23 protein-coding genes and 1 riboswitch are annotated in these 25,350 nt (G+C 70.5%); of the genes, 16 read left to right on the top strand and 7 right to left on the bottom strand.

The genetic code is table 11. The features are described from left to right. Positions 1-148 precede the first annotated feature (148 nt). The 6 genes from IE275_RS15470 (at position 149) to IE275_RS15445 (ending at position 5,592) form a co-directional block, all read left to right on the top strand. Complete coding sequence (locus IE275_RS15470) at positions 149-766, top strand: ATP-binding protein (protein WP_189711844.1); 618 nt, start codon at positions 149-151, stop codon at positions 764-766. A 116-nt stretch (positions 767-882) separates the two neighbouring features. Then, a complete protein-coding gene (locus IE275_RS15465) occupies positions 883-1,353 on the top strand; it encodes a hypothetical protein (protein WP_189711843.1) in 471 nt (156 codons plus the stop codon). 172 nt (positions 1,354-1,525) lie between these two features. Next, positions 1,526-2,461 carry a D-alanine--D-alanine ligase family protein gene (locus tag IE275_RS15460; protein WP_189711842.1) on the top strand — a complete coding sequence of 312 codons (936 nt, stop codon included), beginning with the start codon at positions 1,526-1,528 and terminating at the stop codon, positions 2,459-2,461. Between the two features lie 26 nt (positions 2,462-2,487). Next, positions 2,488-3,486 carry a threonine ammonia-lyase gene (locus IE275_RS15455; RefSeq protein ID WP_189711841.1) on the top strand — a complete coding sequence of 333 codons (999 nt, stop codon included), beginning with the start codon at positions 2,488-2,490 and terminating at the stop codon, positions 3,484-3,486. A gap of 193 nt (positions 3,487-3,679) precedes the next feature. Continuing rightward, positions 3,680-4,213, top strand: a complete 534-nt coding sequence (locus tag IE275_RS15450) for a hypothetical protein (RefSeq protein ID WP_189711840.1) — start codon at positions 3,680-3,682, stop codon at positions 4,211-4,213. Then, entirely contained in the window at positions 4,195-5,592 is a 1,398-nt protein-coding gene (locus tag IE275_RS15445) for a UDP-N-acetylmuramoyl-tripeptide--D-alanyl-D-alanine ligase (protein WP_189711839.1), read from the top strand. Before IE275_RS15450 ends, IE275_RS15445 begins: the two co-directional genes overlap by 19 nt. Here the strand turns inward: IE275_RS15445 and IE275_RS15440 are convergent. Further along, on the bottom strand, positions 5,589-7,046 hold the full coding sequence (locus IE275_RS15440; RefSeq protein ID WP_189711838.1) for a UDP-N-acetylmuramate--L-alanine ligase: 1,458 nt from the start codon (positions 7,044-7,046) through the stop codon (positions 5,589-5,591). The two genes, IE275_RS15445 and IE275_RS15440, sit on opposite strands and share 4 nt — an antisense overlap. A 182-nt stretch (positions 7,047-7,228) precedes the next feature. Here IE275_RS15440 and IE275_RS15435 point away from each other — a divergent pair, with 182 nt between their 5' ends. Further along, entirely contained in the window at positions 7,229-7,624 is a 396-nt protein-coding gene (locus tag IE275_RS15435; RefSeq protein WP_189711837.1) for a hypothetical protein, read from the top strand. A 944-nt stretch (positions 7,625-8,568) separates the two neighbouring features. Here IE275_RS15435 and IE275_RS15430 read toward each other — a convergent pair. After that, complete coding sequence (locus tag IE275_RS15430; protein WP_189711836.1) at positions 8,569-8,826, bottom strand: hypothetical protein; 258 nt, start codon at positions 8,824-8,826, stop codon at positions 8,569-8,571. A 479-nt stretch (positions 8,827-9,305) separates the two neighbouring features. Between IE275_RS15430 and IE275_RS15425 the strand changes: the two genes are divergently transcribed. The 6 genes from IE275_RS15425 (at position 9,306) to IE275_RS45920 (ending at position 15,423) form a co-directional block, all read left to right on the top strand. Continuing rightward, entirely contained in the window at positions 9,306-10,037 is a 732-nt protein-coding gene (locus IE275_RS15425; RefSeq protein ID WP_189711835.1) for a hypothetical protein, read from the top strand. A gap of 424 nt (positions 10,038-10,461) precedes the next feature. Continuing rightward, positions 10,462-12,537, top strand: coding sequence for a HEAT repeat domain-containing protein (locus IE275_RS15420; RefSeq protein WP_189711834.1), 2,076 nt, complete (start codon positions 10,462-10,464; stop codon positions 12,535-12,537). Between the two features lie 178 nt (positions 12,538-12,715). After that, positions 12,716-13,654, top strand: a complete 939-nt coding sequence (gene rfbA, locus IE275_RS15415; RefSeq protein WP_189711833.1) for a glucose-1-phosphate thymidylyltransferase RfbA — start codon at positions 12,716-12,718, stop codon at positions 13,652-13,654. Positions 13,655-13,658: 4 nt separating this feature from the next. Then, positions 13,659-14,258, top strand: a complete 600-nt coding sequence (gene rfbC, locus IE275_RS15410; RefSeq protein WP_189711832.1) for a dTDP-4-dehydrorhamnose 3,5-epimerase — start codon at positions 13,659-13,661, stop codon at positions 14,256-14,258. A gap of 608 nt (positions 14,259-14,866) precedes the next feature. Further along, a complete protein-coding gene (locus tag IE275_RS45925; RefSeq protein ID WP_229870248.1) occupies positions 14,867-15,232 on the top strand; it encodes a hypothetical protein in 366 nt (121 codons plus the stop codon). Continuing rightward, positions 15,229-15,423 (top strand): hypothetical protein, encoded by a 195-nt coding sequence (locus tag IE275_RS45920; protein ID WP_229870247.1) that lies wholly within the window; start codon positions 15,229-15,231, stop codon positions 15,421-15,423. The genes IE275_RS45925 and IE275_RS45920 overlap by 4 nt, the downstream gene beginning before the upstream one ends. Positions 15,424-15,489: 66 nt before the next feature. On the opposite strand, the gene IE275_RS15400 is transcribed toward IE275_RS45920, so the two are convergent. Both IE275_RS15400 and IE275_RS15395 read right to left on the bottom strand, forming a co-directional pair. Beyond that, positions 15,490-16,764 (bottom strand): glycosyltransferase, encoded by a 1,275-nt coding sequence (locus tag IE275_RS15400; protein ID WP_189711831.1) that lies wholly within the window; start codon positions 16,762-16,764, stop codon positions 15,490-15,492. Positions 16,765-16,950: 186 nt separating this feature from the next. Further along, the gene (locus tag IE275_RS15395) at positions 16,951-17,913 is read right to left on the bottom strand and encodes a DMT family transporter (protein ID WP_189711830.1); all 963 of its coding nucleotides are present in this window, start codon (positions 17,911-17,913) and stop codon (positions 16,951-16,953) included. Positions 17,914-17,994: 81 nt separating this feature from the next. On the opposite strand from IE275_RS15395, the gene IE275_RS15390 reads away from it, so the two are divergent. The 3 genes from IE275_RS15390 to IE275_RS15380 all read left to right on the top strand — a co-directional run bounded on the left by IE275_RS15390 (position 17,995) and on the right by IE275_RS15380 (position 20,219). Further along, positions 17,995-18,930 carry a LysR family transcriptional regulator gene (locus IE275_RS15390; RefSeq protein WP_189711829.1) on the top strand — a complete coding sequence of 312 codons (936 nt, stop codon included), beginning with the start codon at positions 17,995-17,997 and terminating at the stop codon, positions 18,928-18,930. A gap of 105 nt (positions 18,931-19,035) precedes the next feature. Further along, positions 19,036-19,183, top strand: a riboswitch (cobalamin riboswitch). 36 nt (positions 19,184-19,219) lie between these two features. Continuing rightward, positions 19,220-19,441 carry a CbtB domain-containing protein gene (locus IE275_RS15385; RefSeq protein WP_189711828.1) on the top strand — a complete coding sequence of 74 codons (222 nt, stop codon included), beginning with the start codon at positions 19,220-19,222 and terminating at the stop codon, positions 19,439-19,441. A 19-nt stretch (positions 19,442-19,460) separates the two neighbouring features. Continuing rightward, entirely contained in the window at positions 19,461-20,219 is a 759-nt protein-coding gene (locus IE275_RS15380; protein ID WP_189711827.1) for a CbtA family protein, read from the top strand. Positions 20,220-20,273: 54 nt separating this feature from the next. Here the strand turns inward: IE275_RS15380 and meaB are convergent, their stop codons facing one another. Genes meaB through IE275_RS15365 form a run of 3 tightly spaced genes read right to left on the bottom strand, consistent with a single transcriptional unit; the run spans position 20,274 to position 25,239 of the window. Beyond that, positions 20,274-21,260 carry a methylmalonyl Co-A mutase-associated GTPase MeaB gene (meaB, locus tag IE275_RS15375; RefSeq protein WP_189711826.1) on the bottom strand — a complete coding sequence of 329 codons (987 nt, stop codon included), beginning with the start codon at positions 21,258-21,260 and terminating at the stop codon, positions 20,274-20,276. Continuing rightward, positions 21,257-23,431 (bottom strand): methylmalonyl-CoA mutase, encoded by a 2,175-nt coding sequence (gene scpA, locus IE275_RS15370; protein WP_189711825.1) that lies wholly within the window; start codon positions 23,429-23,431, stop codon positions 21,257-21,259. The genes meaB and scpA overlap by 4 nt, the downstream gene beginning before the upstream one ends. Next, positions 23,431-25,239: a methylmalonyl-CoA mutase family protein gene (locus IE275_RS15365; protein WP_189711824.1), complete on the bottom strand. Its 1,809-nt coding sequence runs from the start codon at positions 25,237-25,239 to the stop codon at positions 23,431-23,433. Before IE275_RS15365 ends, scpA begins: the two co-directional genes overlap by 1 nt. Between the last annotated feature and the right edge of the window lie 111 nt (positions 25,240-25,350).

Below are 25,350 nucleotides of genomic sequence, written 5' to 3'. Positions count from 1 at the left end.
GGTCGCGGAGATCATGGGCGCAGCAAGGCGGTGAGTTGCTGATCCCGACGATCGTGTTGCTGTTCGTGTGGGCAAACTTTCTGATCAGAGACGAAGACATGAGCGACCACCCGCAAGCGCACGCGGACGACCCGGCGAGGGCAGACCGATGACGCGCGAAACGCCAACAGAGGAATCAGCGGCATCCGGCGCGCTGGGGCAACTGGCCAGCGCAGGGCTCACGACTGAGGCAGCCGAGAGCCCGACGTCCGAGGCTACCGGCGAGCACCTCCGGGAAGGACACCCGGTAGTCGCCATGGTGACCTTGCTGCCCTTGGCGTTCGAGAAGGAGCCACCGTTCACCTACAGGGTTCGGTTACAGGCGAACGAGATGGCCGGCCCCAACGCCCGGCTGCGTGCCCGCATGCAGCTCACCATCGCGAACTGGCCCGGGAACGTCGATGCGGCATCCCGGGTCTGCGACAAGCTCGTGGACAACGCCTTCCGTCACGGGAAGGCCTTCAAGGACGGCCGCCTTCCTGTCCGGCTGACTGTCCATCCGGAGACGGCCGAACTTCTCGTCGAGGTGGACGACGCCAACCCCGAGTTCCCCGGCTTCCCCGGGGCCGTGGCGACGGAACTCGGGGGGAAGCCCCCCACGGGGCTGTGGTGGGTGGCCCACTACCGCGGGCGCCTGTCCTGGGACGTTCTGAGGGACGACGACGGCCGGGTTGTGGGCAAGTCCGTGCAGGCCGTCCTCCCGCCGAGCTGGGAAGCGTCCGCGTGAGCACTGTCCCGGCCCCTCGCCGCCCCGTCGATCCGAACCGGGTGCTCCCTCCGACTCTGCCCGCCAGGTTCTCCCGATACTCCTACGAGGTGCCGGCGGAGAGCATCCAGCGCGACATGAGCGACCTGGCGGGCCGCATCAGGAACCTGATGGCCTTACAGCAGGGGCAGGCCACTCGGATTCCGCTCGGTGGCGCCCTGTTCGACATCGTCGTCACCGCGAACGGGATCGATGCCTACACGGCAGTGACCCGCATGGACGAGGTCCAGCGGGAACGGGGCGGCCCTATCAGCGCCTGCGGGCCCGTCATCGAAGACCGCGATCAGGAGTGCCTGTTCTGGCTGGTCCCGCCCGGTACCAGCCAGACGTGGGGGCCGCACCTGTACGGCGTGTGCCTGGGCAGCCCTCACCAGATCACGCTGCCGGCGATGGCCTGCACGGAGCCGCCGGAACCGTACTGGCTGCGCCCGCTCCGCGGCGACCGGCTGGTGCCGCCGGGGCCTTTGGGGGACCTGCTGGCCCAGCACCGGCCGGGCCCGGTGCCGCACGAATCGCTTCCGGACCTGCTTTCGACAGTGCCCTTCTGACACCCGCGCGCGGCGGCTGTTCGTCCATGCCTGCCGTCGCGTGCGGGGTTCCACCCCCCTGCCGCCGAGTCCACAGCCTGGCTCCCCGCTCGGCGGCAGGGGTATGACCACTGACCAGACGGAGATCTCCATGCACATCGTCCCTCTCGACCCTGCCGAGAGAAGCGCCCCTGTGGCAGTGATCACCGGCGGGTGGTCCCGTGAGCGGGAGCGTTCCTGGTTATCTGGCAGCACCGTGGCCGGAGCGTTGGACGGCATGGGAGTCAAGGCCCACGTCTTGGACCTCGCCGACTCGCGCGACACGCTCCTTGAAGGGCTCGCCGATGCCTCGAAGGCGTTCCTGGCCATCGCCGGCCGGGGCGCGGAGGATGGCCGCCTTCAGGGAGTACTGGAGACCCTCGGCGTCCCCTACACAGGGTCCGGGGTGCTCGCTTCTGCCGTCGGGATGCACAAGCTCCATGCGAAGACTCTGGTTTCTGCCGCCGGTGTCCGCGTCCCCGCCTCGGTGAAGATTGCTCCGGACGCGAACGTGGAAGAAGAGGCCGCCCGCGCCAAGAAGGCTCTCGGTATCCCGTTGATTGTGAAGCCTGTCAGCGAGGGCGGCTCGATCGGGCTGTATGTCGCAACAACCGACGACTTCGCTCTGCCGTCGGCCATCTCGTGTGCCAAAGAGGAAGAGTGGATGGCCGAGGCATTCCATGCTGGACGCTCCGTGAGCGTCGGCGTCCTGGAGGACGAGCAGGGAAACGCGCACGTCCTGCCGCCGCTGGAAGCCCAGACACCCAACGGCATCTACTCCTACGCCGCGAAGCGCGGCACCGCCGTGTGTGACTACCACTGTCCGGCCCGGGTCGGCGCCGAGACCCTGGACGACCTTGAGCGCCAGGCGGTGGCCGCGCACCGTGCCTTGTACTGCCACTCGTACTCGCGGCACGACTTCGTCGTGGGCGAGGACGGCCGGGCCTGGTGGCTGGAGGTCAACACGCTGCCCGGCTTGTCGAAGACCGGGAACCTGGCCCGCATGGCGCTTGCCGCCGGCATCTCCTACGAGCTGCTGCTGACCCACATCCTGCGCGGGGCGGACGTCGACCGCCGTGCACGCCCGTGAAGATCCGAGAGGTCTCTGAGGTGTCAATGACGGTCCAGCACGTCCTGCACGCCGTGGAAACCCTGCGCGGTGTCGCGGTACGCACCCCCATGCTCACGTCGGCCGCTCTCAACGAGGAACTCGGCCGTGAGGTATGGGTGAAGGCGGAGAGCCAGCAGCTCACGGGCAGCTTCAAGCTACGTGGCGCGTACGCCGCCGTGGCGGCTCTCGACCCCGCAACCCGGGGGAGAGGAGTCATCTGCGCCTCCTCCGGGAACCATGCCACCGCCCTCGCCCTGGCCGCGCGTCAGTTCGAGGCGCCGGCCGTCGTGGTCGTCCCCGAAGACCTGCCCGTGGTGAAGCGGCGGGCGATCGAGAACCACGGCGCACGCATCGTGCCCTACCCGCGCCTCACCGGCCGCCGTGACGCCGTGGTTCACCAGCTTGCCTACCAGCACGGCCTGACGATCATCCCCTCCGCGAACGACGAACGTGTCATCGCCGGAGCGGGCACCGTCGCCTGGGAGATGCTTCAGGAAGTCGACGGCCTGACCACGCTGTTGGCGCCGGTAGGCGGCGGTGGACTCGCGGCCGGCACTGCTCTCGCGGCCAGCGGACATGATCCGTCGCTTCGCGTGTTCGGAGTGGAGCCGTCAGCCGCCGACGACACACACCGCTCCCTTCGAGTGGGGCGTCTCACCTCGATCTCTCCGCCGTTCACGGTCGCTGACGGGCTCAGGCACACGGAGCCCGCCCGCATCCCCTTCGAGATCAACCAGCGGCTCCTTGCGGACGTGCTCACCGTTCCCGAACAGGCGATATCCGAAGCGATGGCGCACCTCTTCCGCCACTTCGGCCTGGTCGTCGAGCCTTCCGGCGCTGTCGCATTCGCCGGGCTGATCCATGCTCTCGACCATCTGCCGGATGGTCCAGTCGGCGTGATCGTTTCCGGCGGGAACGTCGACTGGAACACCTATAAGACCCTGCTGGACATCGCTATGGCCCGAATGGAGGCTCCTCACCATGCCGCCGCCGTGCTGTACTGACACGTCCGCGTCCGCAGCCGTCCACGACCCTGTGGGGACGGTCACCCAGTACGCCACGCGGGACCTGATCGGCCCCATCGCGTACAAGGGGTACGACCCGCTCAACGATCCTGGGTGGGCGACGACGGGTGCGCCTACCCCTGCGCTCTACGCACGATGGTGTAGGCACCTATGCGGCATCGCCTGCCTGCGCATGGTGCTGCTGCACCGCGATGGCCACGCCCCGGACCTGTTCACGCTCCTCACGGGCGCCCGCAACGCCGGCGCCTACGTCCGCGAGCCCGACGGCACCATCAAGGGCCTGATCTACGCCCCGTTCGTCGAATACACGGCGCACACGCACCGGCTTCCCGCAGCCGTGCACGGCGACCTCGACCTGGAGGGCCTGGTCGCGCTCCTGGACGCCGGCCACATGGTGATGGCCTCCGTCTTCAAGGAGATCCGCCGCCCCGAGCACGAGCCGGAGCGCCGCGGCGGGCACCTCGTACTGGCCATCGGCCGCCGCGGCGGGCAGATCATCTTCCGCAACCCCAGCGGGCACACCGACGCTGCCCGCAAGCCGGCCACGTCCCTGGACCGCTTCGGCGCCTTCTTCGGCGCCCGCGGCATCTCGCTGGACCCACGCCACACCGTACGGCGCACGCCTGACCCGACCGCCGGGCGCCGCCCGGTAGCGTCCCGACCAACCACTGAGCAGGGAGAACCACGTTGCATGCCATGTCCTTGACCGCGATCGCCGAAGTAGTCGGCGGCCGTCTCGCCGATGTCCACGATCCCGAGGCGCAGGTCACCCAGCCTGCCGTCTTCGACTCCCGCGAAGCCGTCCAGGGATCACTGTTCATCGCCCTCCAGGGCCAGCACACCGACGGTCACACCTACGCCCAGGCGGCCGTCGACCAGGGCGCCACAGCAGCCCTGGTCACCAGGCCTGTCGGCGTCCCCGCGATCGTGGTCGACGACGTCCTCGCCGCGTTCGGACGGCTCGGTCGCAGTCTCCTGAACAACGCTCTCGACCGCACGCAGGTCGTGGCCATCACCGGCTCGGCCGGCAAGACGAGCACGAAGGACTTCATCGCCCAGGTGCTGCCCGGCAACGTGGTAGCCACGCCGCAGTCCTACAACAACGAGATCGGTCTCCCCCTGACCATCACGATGGCCGACGTGACCACACACTTCCTGGTCCTGGAGATGGGAGCCCGCCACATCGGGGACATCCGCGACCTCACCCGGATCGCCCAGCCGGACATCAGCGTCGTCACCAACGTCGGTACCGCGCACGTCGGCGAGTTCGGCAGCCGCGAGAACATCGCCACCGCCAAGGGCGAGATCGTCGAAGCCCTCCCCCAGGGAGGGCTCGCCGTCCTCAACGCCGACGACGACTTCGTGCAGGAGATGCAGAACCGCACCAACGGCCGCGTCGTGACCTACGGTCTCAGCGAGGCCGCCACCGTCCGCGCCGTGGACGTCGCGATCGACGAGCAGGGGCGCGCCTCCTACCTCCTGGTCACCCCAGAAGGCTTCGCCGACGTCCAGCTTCAGTTCGTCGGCGACGTGCAGGTCCACAACAGCCTGGCCGCGGCCGCCGTCGGCCGTGAAGCCGGTCTCAGCGTCGAGGAGACCGCCGCCCGCCTGTCCAAGGCCCAGCCCCGCTCCAGGTGGCGGATGGAGACCCACGTCCGAGCTGACGGCGTCACGATCGTCAACGACGCCTACAACGCCAACCCCAACTCGATGCGCCACTCCCTGGACGCCCTGGCTTCCATGACCGGGGGCCGCGAGCAGCGTTCCGTTGCCGTTCTCGGCCGCATGAACGAACTCGGTGAGAGCTCGCGCATTGCGCACGAGGAGATCGGCCGGTACGCCGCTGCACTGGACCTGGACCAGATCATCCTGGTGGGAGGGGAAGAAGCCGGATGGATGCAGGGGGGCGTGAACCAGGCCGGCGGAAAGGCGGTTCACCTGCCCGACCAGGACACCGCACTTCACATGCTCCACACGATCCTCCGGCCTGGCGACGTCGTCCTGGTCAAGGGAAGCCGAGGGGTCCAGTTGCAGGAACTCGCCGACCGGCTCCTGCAACCGGACCCCGGCTCCGCGGACGCCTAGGCGGCTACGGAGACCAGCTCGCCGAGCGCGGCCCGCAGGATCTGACCCGACCCGACGATGTCGCCCGGCCCCATCAGCAGGACCACGTCACCGGGCCGCGCCATCTGGGCCGCCCGTCCCGCGGCTTCGGCCCGGTCCGGCACCTGGTGGCGGGCGCTGCCGCCGGCCTGGTTGATCCGGGCGGCCAGGATCCTCAGTGCCGCAGGGGTGACGCCACGGACGCTGTCCGTCAGCACCACCTCGTCGCAGCCTGCCAGCGCCTTCGCGAAGCCGGCGTCGAACGTGTCGAGCCGCGACTGGCAGGACGGCTGGAACACTGTGATCACCCGGCCGCCCGGACCGACGAGGGAGCGCGCGGCCGCGAGGTCCGCGCTCACCTCGTCGGGGTGGTGGGCGTAGGAGTCGTAGGCCCGCACCCCGGCTGCCTCTCCGGCCTGGGTCATGCGGCGCTGTACACCGTCGAAGCACAGCAGCTGCTGGACGCCCTGGTCGCAGTCCTGGCCCAGGGCGTCCAGCGTGGCGATGACGGCAGCGGCGTTGTGGAGCTGGTGGGCGCCCGGCACCAGCAGCACGAGGTCGAACTCCTGGCCGCCCGGCCCGCGCAGCACCGCCGTGCTGCGCCCGCCATCGCTGGCCACGTCGACCAGCCGCCAGTCCGCGGACGACGCCCTGCCGAAGGTGACCACCCGCGGACCGTCGCCGGCCAACGCCAGCCGAGCGGCGAGCTCGCGGGCGCCCGAGGAGTCGGCGTCCAGCACCAGCGTGCCGTCCTCGTGCAGCCCGGCCCGGACGCACTCCTCGTACGCGTTGACGTGGTCGCCTTCCTCGGAGTAGTTCTCGGGGTGGTCGTATCCGATGTTCGTGATCACCGCCACCCGCATGGCCATGCCGATGTGTGTGCGGTCCGACTCGTCGACCTCGGCCACGAAGACACCGTTCGCTCCGCTGGCATGCCCACCGCTGCCCGGGGTTCCGAGATCGGCGCCGATGGCGTACGACGGGCTCTGCCCCATGCGGGCGAGCGCGAACGCCAGCATGCCCGACGTACTCGACTTGCCGTGCGTGCCCATCACCGCGATCGGCGCGGTATGGGTCGCCATCAGCGAGTTCAGCGCCGTCGACCGGTGCATCACAGGGATGCCGAGTCGCCGCGCCCGGAGGATCTCCGAGTTGTTCTGAGCGACGGCATGGGTGAAGACGACCGCGGTCGCATCCTCCGGCACGTGCTCGGCGGCGTGCCCGGTGTGCACGGACGCACCCAGGCGAGCCAGTTCCTTGAGCCGCTCCGAGGTCCGGTTGTCGCTGCCGGACACGGTGAATCCCCGCTCGGCGCACACGCGGGCCACTGGCAGCATCCCGTTGCCGCCGATACCGATGAAGTGCGCACGGCTCAGGTCGACCGACCTGTCGGCCGGCACGTCCTCCGTGATGCGCGGGACTGCGGTTTCTACCATGAAACTGCCTCCTCCGAGACGGCCCTGGCCGCCTCAACTGGCAACCGGTGCACCCCTGTTGAGTGGCGCATCGCAACCGTCCCGCGTAGCCCCTTACACCGTCTACGACCTGCGATGTTGCGGAGGCTTTCGCAACACGATCACACGCGTCACCCACGTCCCGTGGGCCCGGACGGCACGCCATGAGGGCCCCGAACTACCCGCTCGCGTGCGCACTTGCCGAAGCTGGCTGGAACAACAGCGAGACGGCGCGGCGCATCAACGCCCTGGCCCAGGAACGTGGCCAAGGCGGCGTCGCCGTTGACCGCTCCCGAGTCAGCCGATGGATTCGCCATGGCGAGAAACCCCGAGCGCCCGTTCCGGAGCTCCTCACTCACCTCCTGACGAGACAGCTATGCCGGCCGATCACCCCGGATCTCCTCGGCATTGGCCCCTCGCGGAGTGTGCTCATCGCCTTGGAGCCAGGCGAGTACCTTGTGCTGGCAGCGAGCGCCGCAGCCGCGAACATGCAAGTCGAGTACTACGCGCAGGCGCTTCTCAGGCTCGCCCTCGCGAACACTTCGGTGACCCATTCGTGAGTGGCAGATGGACGCCGTGCTGCTGTTACTCCCAGACGTCTCGGTCACCAGGTGCAATTCCTTGGGCGCTCACTCCGTCCACATACATTGAGGCGTTGACGTAGGGGGCCACAGATGCAACGGGAGGACGCACGCGACGACAGCGGTTGTACGTGACCAACTGGAACTCAAGCTCTTCGCCAACCCGTTTGACGAGCCGCTGGACGCACCCCCGTCGGCCGCGGCTCCCTGGTCAAGGTTGACACCCGAGCACGCGTGTGGATGGTCGCCGCCGAGAGCAAGCTCGAAGACCGCATCGCGAAGGCCACCGACGGCTCACCCCCGCTCGAGCGGGGGTGAGCCGATGGGCACCGGTACCACCACCCAGGACCGGGCGAGTTCCCTGCACGAGAGGCTGGGGTCTCCCGCTACTGACTTGCGGCTTCGATACCTGATGCGGTGGCTGGTAACTCGTCCGCACGCCAATGCTGTTGGCTGTGACTGACCCCTGCATCTGGCACGGTAGTGGCACGAACCGCAGCCGACGACAGTCAGACACGACGGCGGGGCGCGTCGACCGACCAAGCACGCGTGTGCCTCGCTGCACCCCCACCGGCCTCAGTCGCGCTACCAGGCCGTCGACCAGAGCAAGCTGCGTCGGCGGAAGCATGGGGGTGAGACCTTGGATGATGACCCCTTCGTCCCGAACTATGGGCACGGTGGTCACTGTGGCCTGCCGGGCACGTCAGACGGTCGATCAGGGCCGGTGGTGGTCGGGGCTGGTCGCCACGGTTGCTGTACTTCACTGCTGTACAGCAACCAGTTTGGAAGATCGCGTATGCGGTTCGCCACTGACCTGCTAGGCGCTTGACCTCGCATTGAGTGTCGCCAGCCCCGAGGTTCCCCATCGTTCCCCGCAGTGCCCCTGTGCGATCGGGCACTGCGGGGGCACGAACGCCCGCTGGCTACCAGCCCTTCGTGATGAGCGCCGCGACGATCGGGGAGACCGCCGCGGCCAGGCCCGTCACGTCGCGCAGCACCTGAGGCCATCGCGGCAGCCTCGGCGCCTCACTTGCGCTTCGCGCATGCTCGTAGCTACAGTGCACAGCGCATTGGGCATGGTGGTGCCATGCCGGATGGGGAACGGTGGAGTCGTGCTTCTCGGGCACCTGACCGCCTTCCTTGGAGCCATCGGGCGCTTGCCCACTTTCCAGGGTCAGCAAGCGTCCTTTGGCGTGCCGTTGTTCTGTTCTTGGCGCGACGACGCCCGAGCTCCGCCGTTGTCCAACTGGCCGCGGTGTGGGTGTTGTTCCGCATCCACACAGGTCAGAAGGCAGTGCGAACGCTGCCGCAACACCGCTGTCGTACACGCAAGTTGCAGTTTGCCGCACTCTCGGGCAGAACGGCAACTTCCTAGGTGGACGGCTCCTTCTGCCTGAGATTTTAAAATCCTTCCACCCCTTAAAGATGCCCTTCCTTCGAATCGAAGGCGCTACGCTTTCATTGGGGGGAGAGGCTGCGCACTCATCGGAGACATGCACTCCCGTACCCTGACCGGCTGAGATGGCGTACGAGCCTGGCTGCGCCTCGGAGCGGGGCGAAGCTGTTGGAGGCGCGGATCCCCCGAATGGGATGAGACTGAGCACGCTGCGGGAGGCCATGAGCTTCATCGAGGACACTGCCGCTGACTAGCATCATCCGCATGGGCCACGAAGCAAACGAGACGCAAGCAGGATCGGCTGTTGAGGCCGGCATCAAGGCGTCAACCGGTGTGATCGTCGCGACAGTTGGGATGTTCAACCCTGTAGCTGGCGTGGCGCTTGGGGCGCTCAAGGAGTACGTCGACGCCCCGATCCTGCAACTCATCGAGAGGGAGCGTGCGCGTCGCGAGGAACGAGCGGCACGAGCACTCCAAGCAGGCTCCGAGGAGGCGCAGAGGTCTCTAGACCGGCTTGTGCATACGATCGAGACCAGCCCAGATCTGCTGGCTTTGATGTCGGAGACGGTTCAGGCCGCTATGGAGACACCTCTAGCAGAGAAGATCGTTGCTCTCGGTAGGTGCTTGGGACGAGGGGTGCGCGACGAGGCCACAGTCGACGCAGAGCGTCTCCGCGTGCGGGGCCTCGCAGCGATCGAGGCCCCGGAGGTCAAGCTCCTTGAAGTCCTCGCCAAGGAGACACACCCGACGCCAGAAGGTTGGTACCAAGAGCGGTTCCCCGGGTGGAGGCAGCCGGAGATCCTCGCTGAACTTCCTGGGTTCGCCAAGGTGCTGGACGCCGCTATCGCTCGCGTCGCCGCAGAGGGAATCGTTAGGGACGATGGTCTAGGCAGAGTGGCTGTGAGTGAAGACGATCCAGTCGAGATGTGGGTTCTGACGGACTTCGGAAGCGATTGCCTTTCCTTGCTCCGGGCGGTTTCTGCGAGTGGGCGCTAGCCGATGCCACCGTTCAGCGCTGACGGCAACGACAGCCCACAGAGGCTGTTGATCACGACCGTCAGCGATCAGCCGGGAGGAAGGTGGAGCTGCGGCCCAACAGCCTGCCCGATCCTACGGATCAGAAGGTTGCAGGCCTCTACGCGCTCGTACTCCTCGGAACCGCAGGGCTGGACAGGGCACAGAGGGCAGCGGCAGTTCTTCCCTCAGGGCACGTCGGCGCAGTTGTACGCTTCCGTGCGTTGCTGTGGGGCTGCACACCAGATGGTGATCAGGGTGGTTGTCCTGGGGGGTGGGACCGAGCCAGTGGACCTCGTGTGGACCATGCTCCCCGCGAGCTGCCTGAGGCCGGTACGCTGTACCAGCTCCGCCCCAGGCGGGCCGGGGCGCAGGTGGGTTATCCGAGCGGCCTAAGGGAACGGTCTTGAAAACGGTTCCGCCGGCCGACACCCCCGACGGCAGGATGCTCGCCCGGTACACCAGGGGGCGTGTGGCGGGGACGGTGGCGGACGCGCTGGCCGAGGTGTCCTGGGAGAAACGGGAACCGGCGGTTGAGGACCACCCTCCCCGGCAGATGCTGCGGGCTCTTCGGCGCCTCGCGCTCAAGGGCGCGGCCGCGACCGAGGAGGACTGCTACGACCTGTACGACTGTGTCGCGCTGGGCACCGGGCGTCTGCCCTCCCTCACGACGGCCGCGCTGCCGTTCGTCGTCGACCTCGCCTGCGATCCGCACATGGGTGCCCGCGACACGCTCGCCGAGCTGCTGGTGAGCCTGGCCGCCGTCGCGGCCGGGGCCCGGCCGGGCGCGGTGGACGCCGGCTGGCACGAGGAGTGGCGGCGGCAGCACCCCCGGATCCGGGCCCTGCTCGCCGACCCCGTGCCCCAGGTGCGCAGGGAGGCCCTGCCGCTCGCGGACGGCGTCGGCGTCCTGCTGGAACGGTGGCACGCCGAGACGGATCCGGCCGTGCGGCTGCCCGCCCTGCTGGCGCTCGGCAGCGCCGCCGCCGGCTCCGGCGAGGCCGCGGACGTCGACCGGGTACGGGCGGTGGTGACCGGGGTGCTGCGGACCGGCGGCCCCGTCCTGCGGGTCGCGGCCGTGCACGCCCTGGCCGCGTTCGACCTCCCGGAGTCGGTCCGTGCCCTGGACGTCCTGGTGCGGGACCTGTCCGACCCGGCCGTGCGGCCGCGGTTCGAGGAGACCTGGTACGTGCCGGGCTTCGCGTCCGCCTTCGACCGCGAGGACATCGTCGCCGCGTCGGCGGAGCTGTTCGAGGACGATCCGCGGACGGCACTCTCCTTCGCCGTCCGGCTCGTTGGCGCAGCGCGCCGGACCGGGGACGCCTTGCTGTGCCGGGCCGCGCTGGACGCGGGGTGGCGGCTGCTGGTGGTCCGGCCGTCCGCGGCGGCCGCGCTGCTGCCGCTCGCGGGCGAACTGCTCGCCGATCCGGACGCCGGCGTACGGTACCGGGCGGCCCACCTGCTCGCGGTGCTGGGCCGGCCGGCGGCTCCGTACGCCGACGCGCTGGCCGCGCTCCTCGACGACCCGGGCGGGGACGAGTACTTCGAGGGCACTGTGGGTGATCACGCCCGCTGGGCACTGACCCGGATCGGCGATCCACGCGCCCTGCCCTCACTGGTCGAGCGGCTGTACGAGCCGTACCGGGACGGGTGCTGCCGTGCGTACGGCGCCGGCGACCCCCGGCTGCCCGAGGTGGAGGACGTCCTGGCCCCGTTGGGCGCCCACGCCGAGGCGCTGCTGCCCGCGGTGCGGCGGCTGCTGAGGGAGGACGGCGTGGGCGGTTCGCTCACCTGCTCCTTCCTCGGTGTCCTCAAGGAGTGGGGGCGGGCCGCGGCGCCGGCGCTGCCGGAGGCCGTGACCCTGCTGGACGACACCCGGTACTCGGTGGGCGCGGTCAACGCGCTGGTGGCCATGGGGCCGGCCGCGGCACCGGCGAAGGCCGCGGTACGCGCGTCCGTGGTCGTCGACTGGCCGGGCAACCACCAGCATGTGGCGTGGGCCGTCTGGCGCCTCGGCGGCGACCGCGACACGGCCCTGCGGCTCATCGGCGAGGCGGTACAGGCGCAGGAGGAACCGCTGTACGGCCCCGTCGACCTCCTCGGCGAGTTCGGCCCGGCGGCCGCGCGCCACGCCGACCGGGTGCGGTTCCTCATGGAGCACGGCGGCACCTGGGTGCGGCTGCGGGCGGCGATCGCCCTGTGGTCGATCACCGGCGCGCCGGAGCCGAGCGCGTCGGTCCTGGAGGAGTACGTCCGGGCGGACCACGTCCTCGCGGACACCGCGCAGGGCGGGCTCTACGGCTCCTTCCACGACGCGCTGCGCACCCTCGCCCGGATCGGCCGGGTCACCCCGGCGGTACGGGCGACCCTGCGTACGGTGCGGGCGGCCGACCGGCGGCTGTCGCCCTACCGGGACTACCGGGCGTTCCTCCAGGACGAGGAGATACGCGCCGCGATCGACCGGGTGCTCGCCCTGCCGTGACCGCCGCCCCCGCGCGCCGATTCGACGGCGGGCCGGGGCAGTTGTGCCGGTGTCGTGATTCCCCGAGCGGTGACCCGCCGACCGGACGTGGAGCCGCCCGTGGAATTCCGGTGGCGGCGCACGCCGTAAAAGCGTGGGAAAAGCCGGTATTCATGACTGATTACCTTATGGTGTTTCCGTGCGCGGAATCCTGTTGGCCGGAGGAACCGGCTCGCGACTTTGGCCGCTGACCCGCTCGGTGTCGAAACAGCTGTTGCCGGTTTTCGACAAGCCGATGGTCTACTATCCGCTGTCCACTCTGGTGATGGCCGGGGTGCGGGACATTCTCATCATCACCACCCCCGAAGACGGGAGCCAGTTCCGCCGGTTGCTGGGCGACGGAAGCCAACTGGGTCTGCGGCTGGAATACATGGCACAGAAGCGCCCGGAGGGAATCGCCCACGCCTTCGTGCTGGGGGCCGGATTCCTCGGTGACGAGTCCGTCGCCCTGATCCTGGGCGACAACATCTTCCACGGGAGCGGACTCGGGACCCGGCTGGCCCGCTCCGACGAACCGGACGGCGGCCGGGTGTTCGCCTATCAGGTCGCGAATCCGTCGGCCTACGGCGTGGTGGAGTTCGACGAATTCGGCCGGGCGGTGTCCATCGAGGAGAAGCCGGCCCGCCCCAGGTCCCGGTACGCCGTGCCCGGACTGTACTTCTACGACAACCGTGCCGTGGAGATCGCCCGCGGTCTGCGGCCCAGCGCCAGGGGTGAGTTGGAGATCACCGACCTCAACCGGGTCTATCTGGAGGCGGGGAAGCTCCAGGTGACCCGGCTCGACCGCGGCACCGCCTGGCTCGACACCGGAACCTTCGGCTCCATGGTGCAGGCGTCGGAGTTCGTCCGGGTCATCGAGGAGCGCCAGGGCTTCAAGGTCGGCTGTGTCGAGGAGGCGGTCTGGCGGGCCGGCCTGATCGACGACGACCGGCTCCGCGAACTGGCGGGGCCCCTGCTCAAGAGTGGATACGGCCACTATCTGCTGGGGCTGCTCGAGGAGCCCCAGCACCTTGTCACGCCCCGAAGGGGCCCGGAGTTCCCGGCGGGCGCCGGCGAACTGAGCGGCGGAAGGAAGTGAGCGCGTGAGACCGCTGGGCATCGAGGGCGCGTGGGTGGACACCCCCAGGGTGTTCGCGGACGACAGGGGCCGCTTCCACGAATGGTTCAAGGACGGCGACTTCCAGACGGTCGTCGGCCAGGGGCTGCGGCTCGCCCAGGCCAACTGTTCCCGCTCGGTGCGCGGAACACTCCGCGGCATCCACTTCGCGGCGGTCCCGCCGGGCCAGGCGAAGTACGTCACCTGTGTCAGCGGGGCCGTCCTGGACGTGGTGGTCGACATCCGCGTCGGCTCGCCGGGCTTCGGGACCTGGGAGGCGGTGCGGCTCGACGACACCAACCACCGCTGTGTGTATCTCTCGGAAGGGCTGGGGCACGCCTTCATGGCGCTGGAGGACAACTCCACCGTCGTCTACCTGTGTTCGGAAGGCTATGCGCCGCGGCGGGAGTTCGGGGTCAACCCCCTCGACCCGGCCCTGGCCATTTCCTGGCCCGACGGTCTCACACCGCTCCTCTCCGACAAGGACGCGGCCGCGCCCACGCTGGAAGAGGCCGAACGGCAGGGAATCCTGCCCTCGTTCGAGGAGTGCGCCGCGTATCGCAGAAGTCTGGTGACCGGCGCCTGAGGAATTCCCTCGGGAATGGGCGCCAAGGGCAACCATGAGAACGGCGTGCGAGGGGATGCTGTGCCGTGCGGGTGATTCCTGTCCGCAAACGGGGGTCATGGCCGATCATTTTTTCATTAAGTGTGAAGAAATAGGTTCGTCTGTGGCCGAAGGGATGTGGCAGGAGAGCGACCCGGACGTATCGAGTCCGCGCCGCCTGCCCGATCCCCTCCCAATCGTGAGGATGGTTCTCTTGAGCCGTAGAACGAGCCGAATGGCACGCCTGAAATCCGCGACCATGGTGTCGGCGGGCGTGGCTGTCGTGGCGATCAGTATGGCACCGAGCGCGTCGGCCATCGCCGACGTCGTGCACAAGCCTGGCGCCGGTCGCCTGGTGGTGGAGCGGACCCCGCAGGGCGTGTCCGAGGCGGCCGTCGCCGACGCGGTCCGCAGGGCGGGTGCCGATGGCGCGGCGGCGCTGCCGGGTTACGCGGCCGGCGGGGACCGTGACCCCCACGGTCACGATCGCGGTCCCCAGGGCCCTCGTGGTCCGCGGGGCCCGCAGGGTCACGAGGGCAAGCCCGGGAAGCCGGGCCGACCGGGTAAGCAGGGCCCGCAGGGCGCTCAGGGTGCCCAGGGAGCTCAGGGTGCTCAGGGCGCTCGGGGCTATCAGGGTGCCCAAGGTGCTCAGGGAGCTCAGGGTGCGCAAGGTGCCCAGGGAGCTCAGGGTGCGCAAGGTGCTCAGGGAGCTCAGGGAGCTCAGGGAGCTCAGGGTGCCCAGGGAGCGCAGGGAGAATCCGGCACCAATGGCGTGCAGGGAGCTCAGGGAGCTCAGGGAGCTCAGGGAGCTCAAGGTGCTCAGGGAGCTCAGGGTGCGCAAGGTGCGCAGGGAGCTCAGGGTGCGCAAGGTGCGCAGGGAGCTCAGGGAGCTCAGGGAGCGCAGGGAGCGCAAGGCGCTCAGGGCGCCGCTGGCACCCTGGGTGCCGTCTACGTGAGAACCGCTACGGCCGACCGCACGGCCACTGCCGAGTGCGACGACGGTGACGTCGCCGTCGGAGGCGGATTCTCCACCGACAACGGAAGCATGCGTGACAGCTTCCCGGTCGGCACACCGCCCGACGGGTGGACCGCCACCACCACGGCCAACCAGCCGATCACGGCCTTCGTGGTCTGCGTGACGCAGTAGCTTGCTGCGCGCGGGCGCCCCGCGGGACCCACGGTCTCGCCGGGCGCCTTCCGTGTGCCGGCGGCCCTACACCAACAGCGGCCCCCCGCACCGAGCCGCCCCGTCCTTCATCGCGATGAGGTTGGCGACGACGTACGAGATGTTCTTCTCCGAATGCCACTCGGACGGGAAGAGCGTGGCCAGGCGCGAACTCTGGAACCTGGCCTCCAGGTCGGGCACGAAGGCGCGGTACTGGTCGTCCGTGTAGTACCAGAACGAGTTCTCGTTGTAGTACGCGACATGGTTCGGGTCCTGGTACGCGCCGCGGCCGTCGGAGCTGGGGGTGCTCGTGAGGAGCATGCCGCCGGGGGCCAGCAGCCGGTACAGCTCGTTGATCAGCGGCACCTTCGCGGGCACGTGCTCCAGGAAGTTCACGGCCCGCAGCAGGCCGACGGAGTCGTCGGGCAGGTCCAGCCTGGCGGGCAGGGTGGCGACGATGTCGACGCCCTCCCCGGGGAGCCGGTCCACGCCCACGTAACCGGGCGGCTTGCGGTGGGCCGCGCCCAGGTCCAGCGCCACCAGGCCCCTGCGAAAGGTCCAGGCGAGGGCGTTGGCCTCGATGTACCGGTCGTACAGGGCGACCGTCTCGCGCTGGATGAACGCGTTGATCTCCGGGTCCCGCTGGGTGTTCGCGGGGTGCATCCGCTGGAGGTACAGACAGCGGGGGATGTGGTGGAAGTCGCCGACGTGGAACAGACGGCACATCAGGTCCTGGTCGTCCAGCACCGTGCGCTCGGCGTCGTACCCGCCGGCCTTGTCGTACGCGTCCTTGCGGAAGGCCCGGACGTGGTTGGGCGCGTACCAGATGTAGGACACGTTGTGCGGGGTCGGGGCCATGGATCTGACCTGGAGCAGCTTGCGGCCGTCGACGCGCACGTCCTCGTAGTGCCAGCCGTGCTCCTCGTTGAACCGGCTGTCGTCCCGCTTGCCGTCCTCGGTGATCTGCGCGGTGTTGCTGTAGACGAAGACGGCGTCGGGGTGCTCGTCGAAGGCCTCGGCGAGCTCCGCCAGGCACGCCTTCGCCAGCAGGTCGTCGTGGTCCAGCTCGACCAGGATCTCGCCGCGCGCCAGTTCACAGGCCCGGCGCTTCGCCGCTCCGACGCCGCGGAGGTCGTCCGCGATCTCCACCCGGATCCGCTCGTCGGGGTGTTCCGGCCGCCATCGGGCGCCGTTGTTGAGCAGGACGATCCACTCCCAGTCGGGACAGGTCTGCGCCTGAAGCGTCGCCAGGCACTCGTCGAGGAACCGGGGACGGTGGCTGGGGGTGAAGACGGAGAACCTCGGCGTGGCGGTCGACGTCATCGCGTGCTCCTACGGGGCTCGATATCGGCGAGAGGGGGCGAAATCCCTCAATTCGTCCGGTACTTGCACTGATCTGGAGCATTTTCACCGAAGCGCTGAATGGGCCGTGGTGACACGACCGTTCGACGGGAGATCGGGCCGCGCAGACCACCCGCATGCACGTAGCAGACCACCCGCATGCACGTATCAGGGAAGCGATCCGTCGAGCGCGCGGTCGGAGCGTGGTCCCGGGACGGGCGGTCCCGGGAGCGGTGCCACGGGCCGTGCCGCGCGCCGCGCCCGTTCGACGGCCTGCCCCCAGTACGTCCCGGCGACGATCAGCGCGGCGCCGAGCGCGGAGAGTGCGGTGAGCCGGTCGTCGCCGAAGCCGACACCGACCGCGAGGGCCCAGACCGGTTCGGTGCCCAGGAGGAGACTGGCCCGGGTCGGGGAGGTGCGCTGCACCGCCCAGGTCTGCGCCAGGAACGCGAACAGACCGCAGAACAGGGCCAGGTAGAGCAGTTGTGCCCAGGTCACCGCCTCGGTCCGGGCGAGCAGTGGCAGTCCGGCCGCCGCCGGCGGGAGGAACAGCACCGCGCCGACCACGGTCTGTACGGCGGTCAGGTGCAGCGGGCGCAGCGCCCGGCCCGCGGTGAGCCGTCCGACGAGGACCACATGGCCGGCCCGCACGACCGCCGCCGCCAGCATCAGCAGATCCCCGGCGCCGGGTGCGCGCAGACCGGTGCCGGACACGAGCAGGGCGACGCCCCCGACGCACAGGCCGGTGGCGAGGTAGAACCGCACGGGCAGCCCGCCCCGCCGTCCGGCGCGGTCCAGGAGGGGGGTGAGGACGAGGGTGAGGCTGATGATCAGGCCCGCGTTCGCGGCGCTGGTGTGCGCGACGCCGTACGTCTCCAGGACGAGGACGGCGGCCTGGGTGACCCCGAGCAGAGAGCCCCGGGTGAGCTCGTCCCGGGTGAGGGGGCCGGACGTCCGCAGGGCCGCGGCGACGGCGACGGCGCAGACCACGGCGGACAGGGCGTAGCGCAGGAAGAGGACGAGCAGGACCGAGGTGGCTTCCGTGGCCGTCTTCGCCGTCAGGTAGCTGGATCCCCAGACGACGGCGACGGCCAGGAGCACCAGGTCCGTGCGGCGGGTGGCGGCTGTCATGGCCACCACCCTTCCTGGCCAGCACTTTGAAGTAAACGACGAGTTGCTCAAACAACCCTGTAGCGAAGCTACACTGTGCCGGTGGACGAGAGGCAGCTGCGGGTCCTGCGGGAGCTGGGCGAGCTGGGCAGCGTCACCGCGGTCGCCGAGGCGATGCGGGTGACACCCTCCGCGATCTCGCAGCAGCTCCGGCTGCTCCAGCGCGCGATCCCGGTCCCGCTCACCGAGCGCGACGGACGGCGGCTGGTCCTCACCGCCGCCGGGCAGGCCCTGGCCGACGCCGCGATCGGCGTGGAGACGGCGCTGGCCCGGGCGCGGCACGCCGTCGACGCGTTCGTGGACCGGCCGGACGGCACGGTGTCGGTGGCGGCCTTCCACAGCGGCGCCGCGGCGTTCTTCCCGCTGCTGCTGCGCGGCCTGAGCGCCCCGGGATCACCCCGGCTCTCGCTCCACGACGAGGACGTCGCCCAGGACGACTTCCCGCCCCTGACCCGCCACTACGACCTCGTCCTCGCCCACCGGCTGGACCACGCGCCGGCGTGGCCCCGGACCGCGACGGTCACCCCGCTGCTGCGCGAACCCCTCGACATCGCCCTGCCCGCCGGCCATCCCCTGGCCGCGCGGCCCCGGCTGACCCCGGCCGAGGTCGCCGACCAGCCGTGGATCACCGTCCATGACGGCTTTCCGCTCCTGGCCACCGTCGAGGCCGTGTCCGCCGCCGCGGGCCGGCGCCTCGACATCGTGCATCGCGTCAACGAGATCTCCGTGGTCGCCGAACTGGTCGCCGCCGGCGGCGGAGTCGCCCTGATGCCCCGCTGGACGGCCCGCCGGCACCCGGACGTCGTCCTCCGACCCCTCGACGGCGTCCGGGCCCGACGACACGTGGACGTGCTGCACCGCCCCGAGCGCGCCGCGCGCCGCGCCGTACGTACCGTCCTCGGCGAACTGGTGCGGGCCGCGGAGGCGGTCCGGAGCCGAGGCGGCGAGCACGAACCGGCGGAACCGGACGCCTCGTGAGCACCTCGTAGTCACCCGGGCGCGGTACGTGTGCGGACCGCGACCGCCGTCCGGCAGCCGTCGGACCCACCGAGAGACAGATCACGCCAGATGGCGCGGTCTTGGCCATGCCCGCGTCACGCGGTACCGTCGGTCCGATATCGACGGCAGGACGGAAGCCGGTGGGAATCCGGCACGGTCGCGCCACTGTGTGCCACCACCCCGCGAAGGGGTGGCGGCGAGTCAGACCCGTAGCCGTCGTCACGTGCACCACCGAGATGGGACGCGAACTCCCAGAGGAGGCCTTTTCATGGCGCAGCATGTCGCGCAGCCGACCGCCGACACTCCCGCTCTCCCCGCCAAGCTGCCGATCGGAGCGATCGCCCCGTGGGCGGTCTTCTTCGGCATCCTGATGCTGGTCCTGCTGTACTTCGTCGGCGCCGAACAGGGCGCCACCGCAGTCGTCTCCGGCGAGGACGTCCACGAGTGGGTGCACGACGCCCGCCACCTGCTCGGCTTCCCCTGCCACTGACGAGGGGCACCGCGCACCCATGAACTCCGCAATCGTGAGAAACCTGCTCGTACGGGGCATGCTCGCCGGCCTCGCGGCCGGCGTGCTCGCCCTGGTCGTCGCCTACTTCCTCGGCGAGCCGAGCGTCGACACCGCCATCGGCTTCGAGGAGTCGCACGCCGCCGGGCACGAGCACGAGGTCGAACTCGTCTCCCGCAGCCTTCAGTCCACCGCGGGCCTGGCCACCGGTGTCCTGATCTACGGGGTCGCGTTCGGCGGCATCGCCGCACTCGCCTACTGCTTCGCGCTCGGCCGCGTCGGCCGCTTCACCCCGCGGGCCACCGCGCTGCTGCTGTCCGGCTGCGCGCTGATCGCCGTGTACGTCGTGCCGTTCCTGAAGTACCCCGCCAACCCGCCGGCCGTCGGCGACGGTGACACCATCGGCAAACGCACCACGCTGTACTTCCTGATGATGGTGCTCGGCGTCCTCCTCGCGGTAGCCGCCACCCTCCTCGGCAAGCGACTCGCCCCGCGGCTGGGCACCTGGTACGCCACCGTCGTCGCGGTGGCCGCCTTCGTCCTGGCGACCGGTCTGGCGTACGCGTTCCTGCCCGTCGTCAACGAGGTGCCCGCGGACTTCCCGGCCGCCGTGCTGTGGCGGTTCCGGCTCTCCGCGCTGGCCATGCAGGTCACCCTGTGGGGGGCCTTCGGGCTCGTCTTCGGCGAGCTGGCCCAGCGGCTGCTGAGCCCCGAGCCCGCGAAGGCGGCCCCGGCCCCGGCGGTCGCCGCCCCGAACTGACGGTGGCCGGCCGTGGCCCGAGAGGGCCACGGCCGGCGGGCCCGTGCGGGCGCCTCAGGACGCCTCGGCGCTCCCGAGCGCGCCCAGGATGCGTTCGGCGGCCAGCGTGGCCGTCAGGTCGCCGTCCCTGACCTGCTGTTCGAGCGCGGGCGCCAGGGCCCGTACGGCCGGGTCGGCGTGCAGCCGGCCCAGCAGCTCGTCGCGGACCATCGTCCAGGTCCAGTCGACCTGCTGGTCACGCCGCTTGGCGGTGAGCCGACCGGTCGAGTCCAGCAGCGTCCGGTGCTGTTCGAGGCGCTCCCAGACGGTGTCCAGGCCGGCCGACTCCCGGGCACTGCAACTCAGCACGGGCGGTGCCCACACCGCGTCCTGGCCGTGCATCAGCCGCAGCGCGCCCGCCAGTTCCCGCGCCGCCGCGCGGGCGTCGCGCTCGTGCGGGCCGTCCGCCTTGTTGACGGCGATCACGTCGGCCAGTTCCAGGACCCCCTTCTTGATGCCCTGGAGCTGGTCGCCGGTGCGGGCCAGGGTGAGCAGGAGGAAGGAGTCGACCATGTTCGCGACCGCGGTCTCGGACTGGCCGACGCCGACCGTCTCCACCAGGATCACGTCGTAGCCGGCCGCCTCCATCACCACGATCGACTCCCGGGTCGCCTTGGCGACTCCGCCGAGCGTGCCCGCGGTGGGGGAGGGGCGGACGAACGCCGCCGGATCGACGGCCAGCCGCTCCATCCGGGTCTTGTCGCCCAGGATCGACCCGCCCGTACGACTGGACGACGGATCGACGGCGAGCACCGCCACCCGGTGCCCCCGCGAGGTCAGCAGGGTGCCGAACGCGTCGATGAACGTCGACTTGCCCACGCCCGGTACCCCGCTGACGCCGATCCGCCGCGCCCGCCCGCTGTGCGGGAGCAGCTCGGTCAGCAACCGCTGGGCCAGCACCCGGTGCTGGGGCCGGGTGGACTCGACGAGCGTGATCGCGCGCGCGATCACGGCCCGCTTGCCGTCGAGAACACCCTTCGCATAGGCGTCGACATCGATCACAGGCTGTGCCCCAGATCGCCCGCCAACCGCGCGACCAGGTCGTGGGCGGCGTCCGGGATCACCGTGCCGGGCGGGAAGACGGCCGCCGCGCCCATCTCCAGCAGGGTCGGCACGTCCTGCGGCGGGATCACCCCGCCCACCACGATCATGATGTCCTCCCGGCCCTCCTCGGCGAGCTGCTCGCGCAGCGCCGGGACGAGGGTGAGATGCCCGGCGGCCAGCGAGGACACCCCCACGATGTGCACGTCCGCCTCGACCGCCTGCCGGGCCACCTCGCCCGGGGTCTGGAACAGCGGGCCGACGTCGACGTCGAAGCCGAGGTCGGCGAAGGCGGTGGCGATCACCTTCTGGCCGCGGTCGTGGCCGTCCTGGCCCATCTTGGCGACCAGGATGCGGGGACGGCGGCCCTCGGCCTCGGCGAAGGCGGACACCAGGGTCCGGGTGCGTTCCACGGAGGGCGACTCACCTGCTTCGTTGCGGTACACGCCGGAGATCGTACGGATCTGGCTCGCATGCCGCCCGTACACCTTCTCCAGGGCGTCGGAGATCTCGCCTACGGTGGCCTTGGCGCGGGCCGCGTGCACCGCCAGCTCCAGCAGGTTGCCCTCGCCGCCGGCCGCCCGGGTGAGCGCGTCGAGCGCGTCCTGGCAGGCCCGCTCGTCCCGCTCAGCGCGCAGCCGCCGCAGCTTCTCGATCTGCCGGTCGCGCACCGAGGAGTTGTCGACCTTCAGGACGTCGATCGCCTCGTCGGTCTCGACGCGGTACTTGTTCACGCCGATCACCGGCTGGCGGCCGGAGTCGATCCGGGCCTGGGTGCGTGCGGCGGCCTCCTCGATGCGCAGTTTCGGGATGCCCGCGTCGATGGCCTTGGCCATGCCGCCCGCCTGCTCCACCTCCTGGATGTGCTGCCAGGCCCGCCGGGCCAGGTCGTACGTCAGCTTCTCCACGTACGCGCTGCCGCCCCACGGGTCGATGACCCGGGTGGTGCCGGACTCCTGCTGGATCAGCAGCTGCGTGTTGCGGGCGATGCGCGCCGAGAAGTCGGTGGGCAGCGCCAGCGCCTCGTCGAGGGCGTTGGTGTGCAGCGACTGGGTGTGGCCCTGGGTGGCGGCCATCGCCTCCACACAGGTCCGCGTCACGTTGTTGAAGACGTCCTGCGCGGTCAGCGACCAGCCGGAGGTCTGCGAATGGGTGCGCAGGGACAGCGACTTGGAGTTCTGCGGATCGAACTGCTTCACCAGCTTCGCCCACAGCAGCCGTGCCGCGCGCAGCTTGGCGACCTCCATGAAGAAGTTCATGCCGATCGCCCAGAAGAACGACAGCCGCGGCGCGAACGCGTCCACGTCGAGACCGGCCTCGCGGCCCGCCCGGATGTACTCGACGCCGTCGGCGAGCGTGTACGCCAGCTCCAGGTCGGCCGTCGCCCCGGCCTCCTGGATGTGGTAACCGGAGATGGAGATCGAGTTGTAGCGGGGCATCCGCTGCGAGGTGTAGGCGAAGATGTCGGAGATGATCCGCATCGACGGCTTCGGCGGATAGATGTAGGTGTTGCGGACCATGAACTCCTTGAGGATGTCGTTCTGGATGGTCCCGGCCAGCTTCTCGGGCGGTACGCCCTGTTCCTCGGCGGCCACGATGTACAGCGCCAGCACCGGCAGCACGGCGCCGTTCATCGTCATCGACACGGTCATCTTGTCCAGCGGGATGCCGTCGAACAGCTGCCGCATGTCGTAGATCGAGTCGATCGCCACGCCCGCCATGCCGACGTCACCGGTCACCCGCGGGTGGTCGCTGTCGTAGCCGCGGTGCGTGGGCAGGTCGAAGGCGACCGACAGACCCTTCTGGCCGGCGGCGAGGTTGCGCCGGTAGAAGGCGTTGGACTCCTCGGCCGTGGAGAAACCCGCGTACTGGCGGATCGTCCACGGCTGGTTGACGTACATCGTGGGGTACGGGCCGCGCAGATACGGGGCGATACCCGGGTGGGTGCCCAGGAAGTCCAGGCCCTCCAGGTCCTGCCCGGTGTAGAGCGGCTTGACCGGGATGCCCTCCGGGGTCTCCCAGAGCAGGTCGTCCCCGCCCGCCGCCCTCTTCACTGCGGTACGCCACTCGTCGGCGCCGCCGCCGGTGGTGGGGGTCCCCAGGTCGATCCCGGAGAAGTCGGGGATTTCCATCAGGACACTCCCATGCGGTCGAGGGTGGCGGTCAGGACGGCGACGGCGTCACAGCCCGCGAAGACATGGGCGTCGACGTCGGCGTACGTCCCGGGACGGCCGGCGAGGAACACCTGCGTGGCACCGGCGGCCTTCAGCCGCCCGGCGACGGCGGCCGCCTGCTCCTCGTACACCGCGTCGCTGGAGCACAGCACGGCCTCGGTGGCGCCGCTCTCCTCGAAGGTGCCCTCGGCGACGGGCTCGATACCGCCCGCCTGGAAGAGGTTGGCGGCGAACGTGGTCCGCGCGGTGTGCGCGGCGGCCGGGCCGAGCGAGGCCAGGTAGATCCGCGGCCGGGCGCCGGTGGCGGCGAGGTGGGCGTCGGAACGGGCGCGCAGGACCTCGTAGGCCTCGTCGCGCCGTACGCGCGGCAGACCGCCGGAGGGCCGCTCGGGCGCGGGGGCGCGCTCGACGGGCCGCTCCCCGAGGAACGGGAACTCGCTGACCCCGGTGACGGGTTCGCGCCGCTTCGCGAGCCGTGCGGCGCGCACCGCCCAGGTGCCGGCCAGGTCGCGGCCGAGGTCACCGGAGCGCAACGCGGCCGCCTGGCCGCCGAGGCCCTCGATCCGCTGGAAGAACTCCCAGCCCGCGTGGGCGAGTTCGTCCGTCAGCCGCTCCACGTACCAGGAGCCGCCGGCCGGGTCGATCACCCGGGCCAGATGGGACTCCTCGACCAGGATCGTCGAGGTGTTGCGGGCGATCCGGCGCGCGAAGGCGTCGGGCAGGCCCAGGTCGTGGTCGAAGGGGAGCACGGTCACGGCGTCGGCGCCGCCGACCCCGGCCGCGAGCGTGGCGACCGTGGCGCGCAGCATGTTCACCCACGGGTCACGGCGGGTCATCATCACCGGCGAGGTCACGACGTGCTGGAGCTGGGCACCGGCGCCCGGGGCCCCGCAGACCTCCGCGACCCGCGCCCACAGCCGGCGGGCCGCCCGCAGCTTGGCGATGGTCAGGAACTGGTCGGCGGTCGCCGCGTACCGGAACTCCAGCTGCGCGCAGGCCTGTTCGACGCTCAGACCGGCCTCGGTCAGCGCCCGCAGATACGCCACACCGGTCGCGAGCGAGGCGCCCAGCTCCTGCGCGGCGGAGCCGCCGGCCTCGTGGTACGGCAGCGCGTCCACGCTCAGCGCCCGCAGCCCCGGGTACTCCTCGGCGCACAGCCGGGCGAGCGCGACGGCCGGCGCCAGGTCGCTCACCTGCCCGGTGCGGGCCTCCTGGGCGAGGGGGTCGGCGCCGAGGTTGCCGCGCGCCGCCTCCTTGGCCACGCCCCGCTCCTCGTACAGCCGCAGCAGTTCGCGCGCGGCGGGCCCGGTGGCGCTTCCCGCGTCGAGGACCACGGCGGCCAGGTCGAGGTAGACACCGTCGAGCACCCCGGCGAGCGAGGACACGGGGATGCCCGCCTCGCCGACGGTCAGCCACAGCGAGGTGGCGCCGTTCTCCAGATCGGCGAGGACCGCCTCGCCGTCCGCCGTGGTGTGCCGCTGGCGCACGTCCCAGCCGCCCGTGGTGTTGCCCTCGGGGCGGCTGCCGCGCACGAAGGGCGCGAACCCCGGGAAGCCGGGCTCGGGCGCGGTGTCGCGCCGCGTGTACAGAGGGCGGGTGCGCAACCCGTCCTCGAGGGTGGTGGACAGGGCTTCCTCGGCTTCGGCGCCCTCGACGTCCTTGCCCGACTTGCGTAGTACGCCCGCTACAAGGCGCTGCCACTGCTCGTGGGTGGTGTCAGGGAACTCGCCGGCCAGCTCGAGCCCGTCGTCAGGCAGGACCGTCATGCTCGGATGCTAGGACAGAGACGCAAAGGAGCAGCAGTGGGTGCCGTGTGACCTTTCCCTCTTCGTGGCTGTGACCTTGCCCTCTCGCTGTTCCGGGAGCCCTTTCGGCAG

The organism is Streptomyces phaeofaciens, from assembly GCF_014648915.1.
In the GTDB taxonomy this organism is placed as follows: domain Bacteria; phylum Actinomycetota; class Actinomycetes; order Streptomycetales; family Streptomycetaceae; genus Streptomyces; species Streptomyces phaeofaciens.
The sequence above is the reverse complement of the archived record's forward strand: the minus strand, read 5'-3'. Positions and strand labels throughout refer to the sequence as shown.

Coding starts and splice junctions, on each gene's coding strand:
- IE275_RS15395 (WP_189711830.1), bottom strand. CDS start 17,913: ATGACAGCCGCCACCCGCCGCACGGACCTGGTGCTCCTGGCCGTCGCC.
- IE275_RS15450 (WP_189711840.1), top strand. CDS start 3,680: ATGGTGCTGCTGCACCGCGATGGCCACGCCCCGGACCTGTTCACGCTC.
- IE275_RS15380 (WP_189711827.1), top strand. CDS start 19,461: ATGAACTCCGCAATCGTGAGAAACCTGCTCGTACGGGGCATGCTCGCC.
- IE275_RS15440 (WP_189711838.1), bottom strand. CDS start 7,046: ATGGTAGAAACCGCAGTCCCGCGCATCACGGAGGACGTGCCGGCCGAC.
- IE275_RS15455 (WP_189711841.1), top strand. CDS start 2,488: ATGACGGTCCAGCACGTCCTGCACGCCGTGGAAACCCTGCGCGGTGTC.
- IE275_RS15400 (WP_189711831.1), bottom strand. CDS start 16,764: ATGACGTCGACCGCCACGCCGAGGTTCTCCGTCTTCACCCCCAGCCAC.
- scpA (WP_189711825.1), bottom strand. CDS start 23,431: ATGGAAATCCCCGACTTCTCCGGGATCGACCTGGGGACCCCCACCACC.
- IE275_RS15365 (WP_189711824.1), bottom strand. CDS start 25,239: ATGACGGTCCTGCCTGACGACGGGCTCGAGCTGGCCGGCGAGTTCCCT.
- IE275_RS15435 (WP_189711837.1), top strand. CDS start 7,229: ATGAGGGCCCCGAACTACCCGCTCGCGTGCGCACTTGCCGAAGCTGGC.
- IE275_RS15470 (WP_189711844.1), top strand. CDS start 149: ATGACGCGCGAAACGCCAACAGAGGAATCAGCGGCATCCGGCGCGCTG.
- IE275_RS15425 (WP_189711835.1), top strand. CDS start 9,306: ATGGGCCACGAAGCAAACGAGACGCAAGCAGGATCGGCTGTTGAGGCC.
- IE275_RS15465 (WP_189711843.1), top strand. CDS start 883: ATGAGCGACCTGGCGGGCCGCATCAGGAACCTGATGGCCTTACAGCAG.
- IE275_RS15385 (WP_189711828.1), top strand. CDS start 19,220: ATGGCGCAGCATGTCGCGCAGCCGACCGCCGACACTCCCGCTCTCCCC.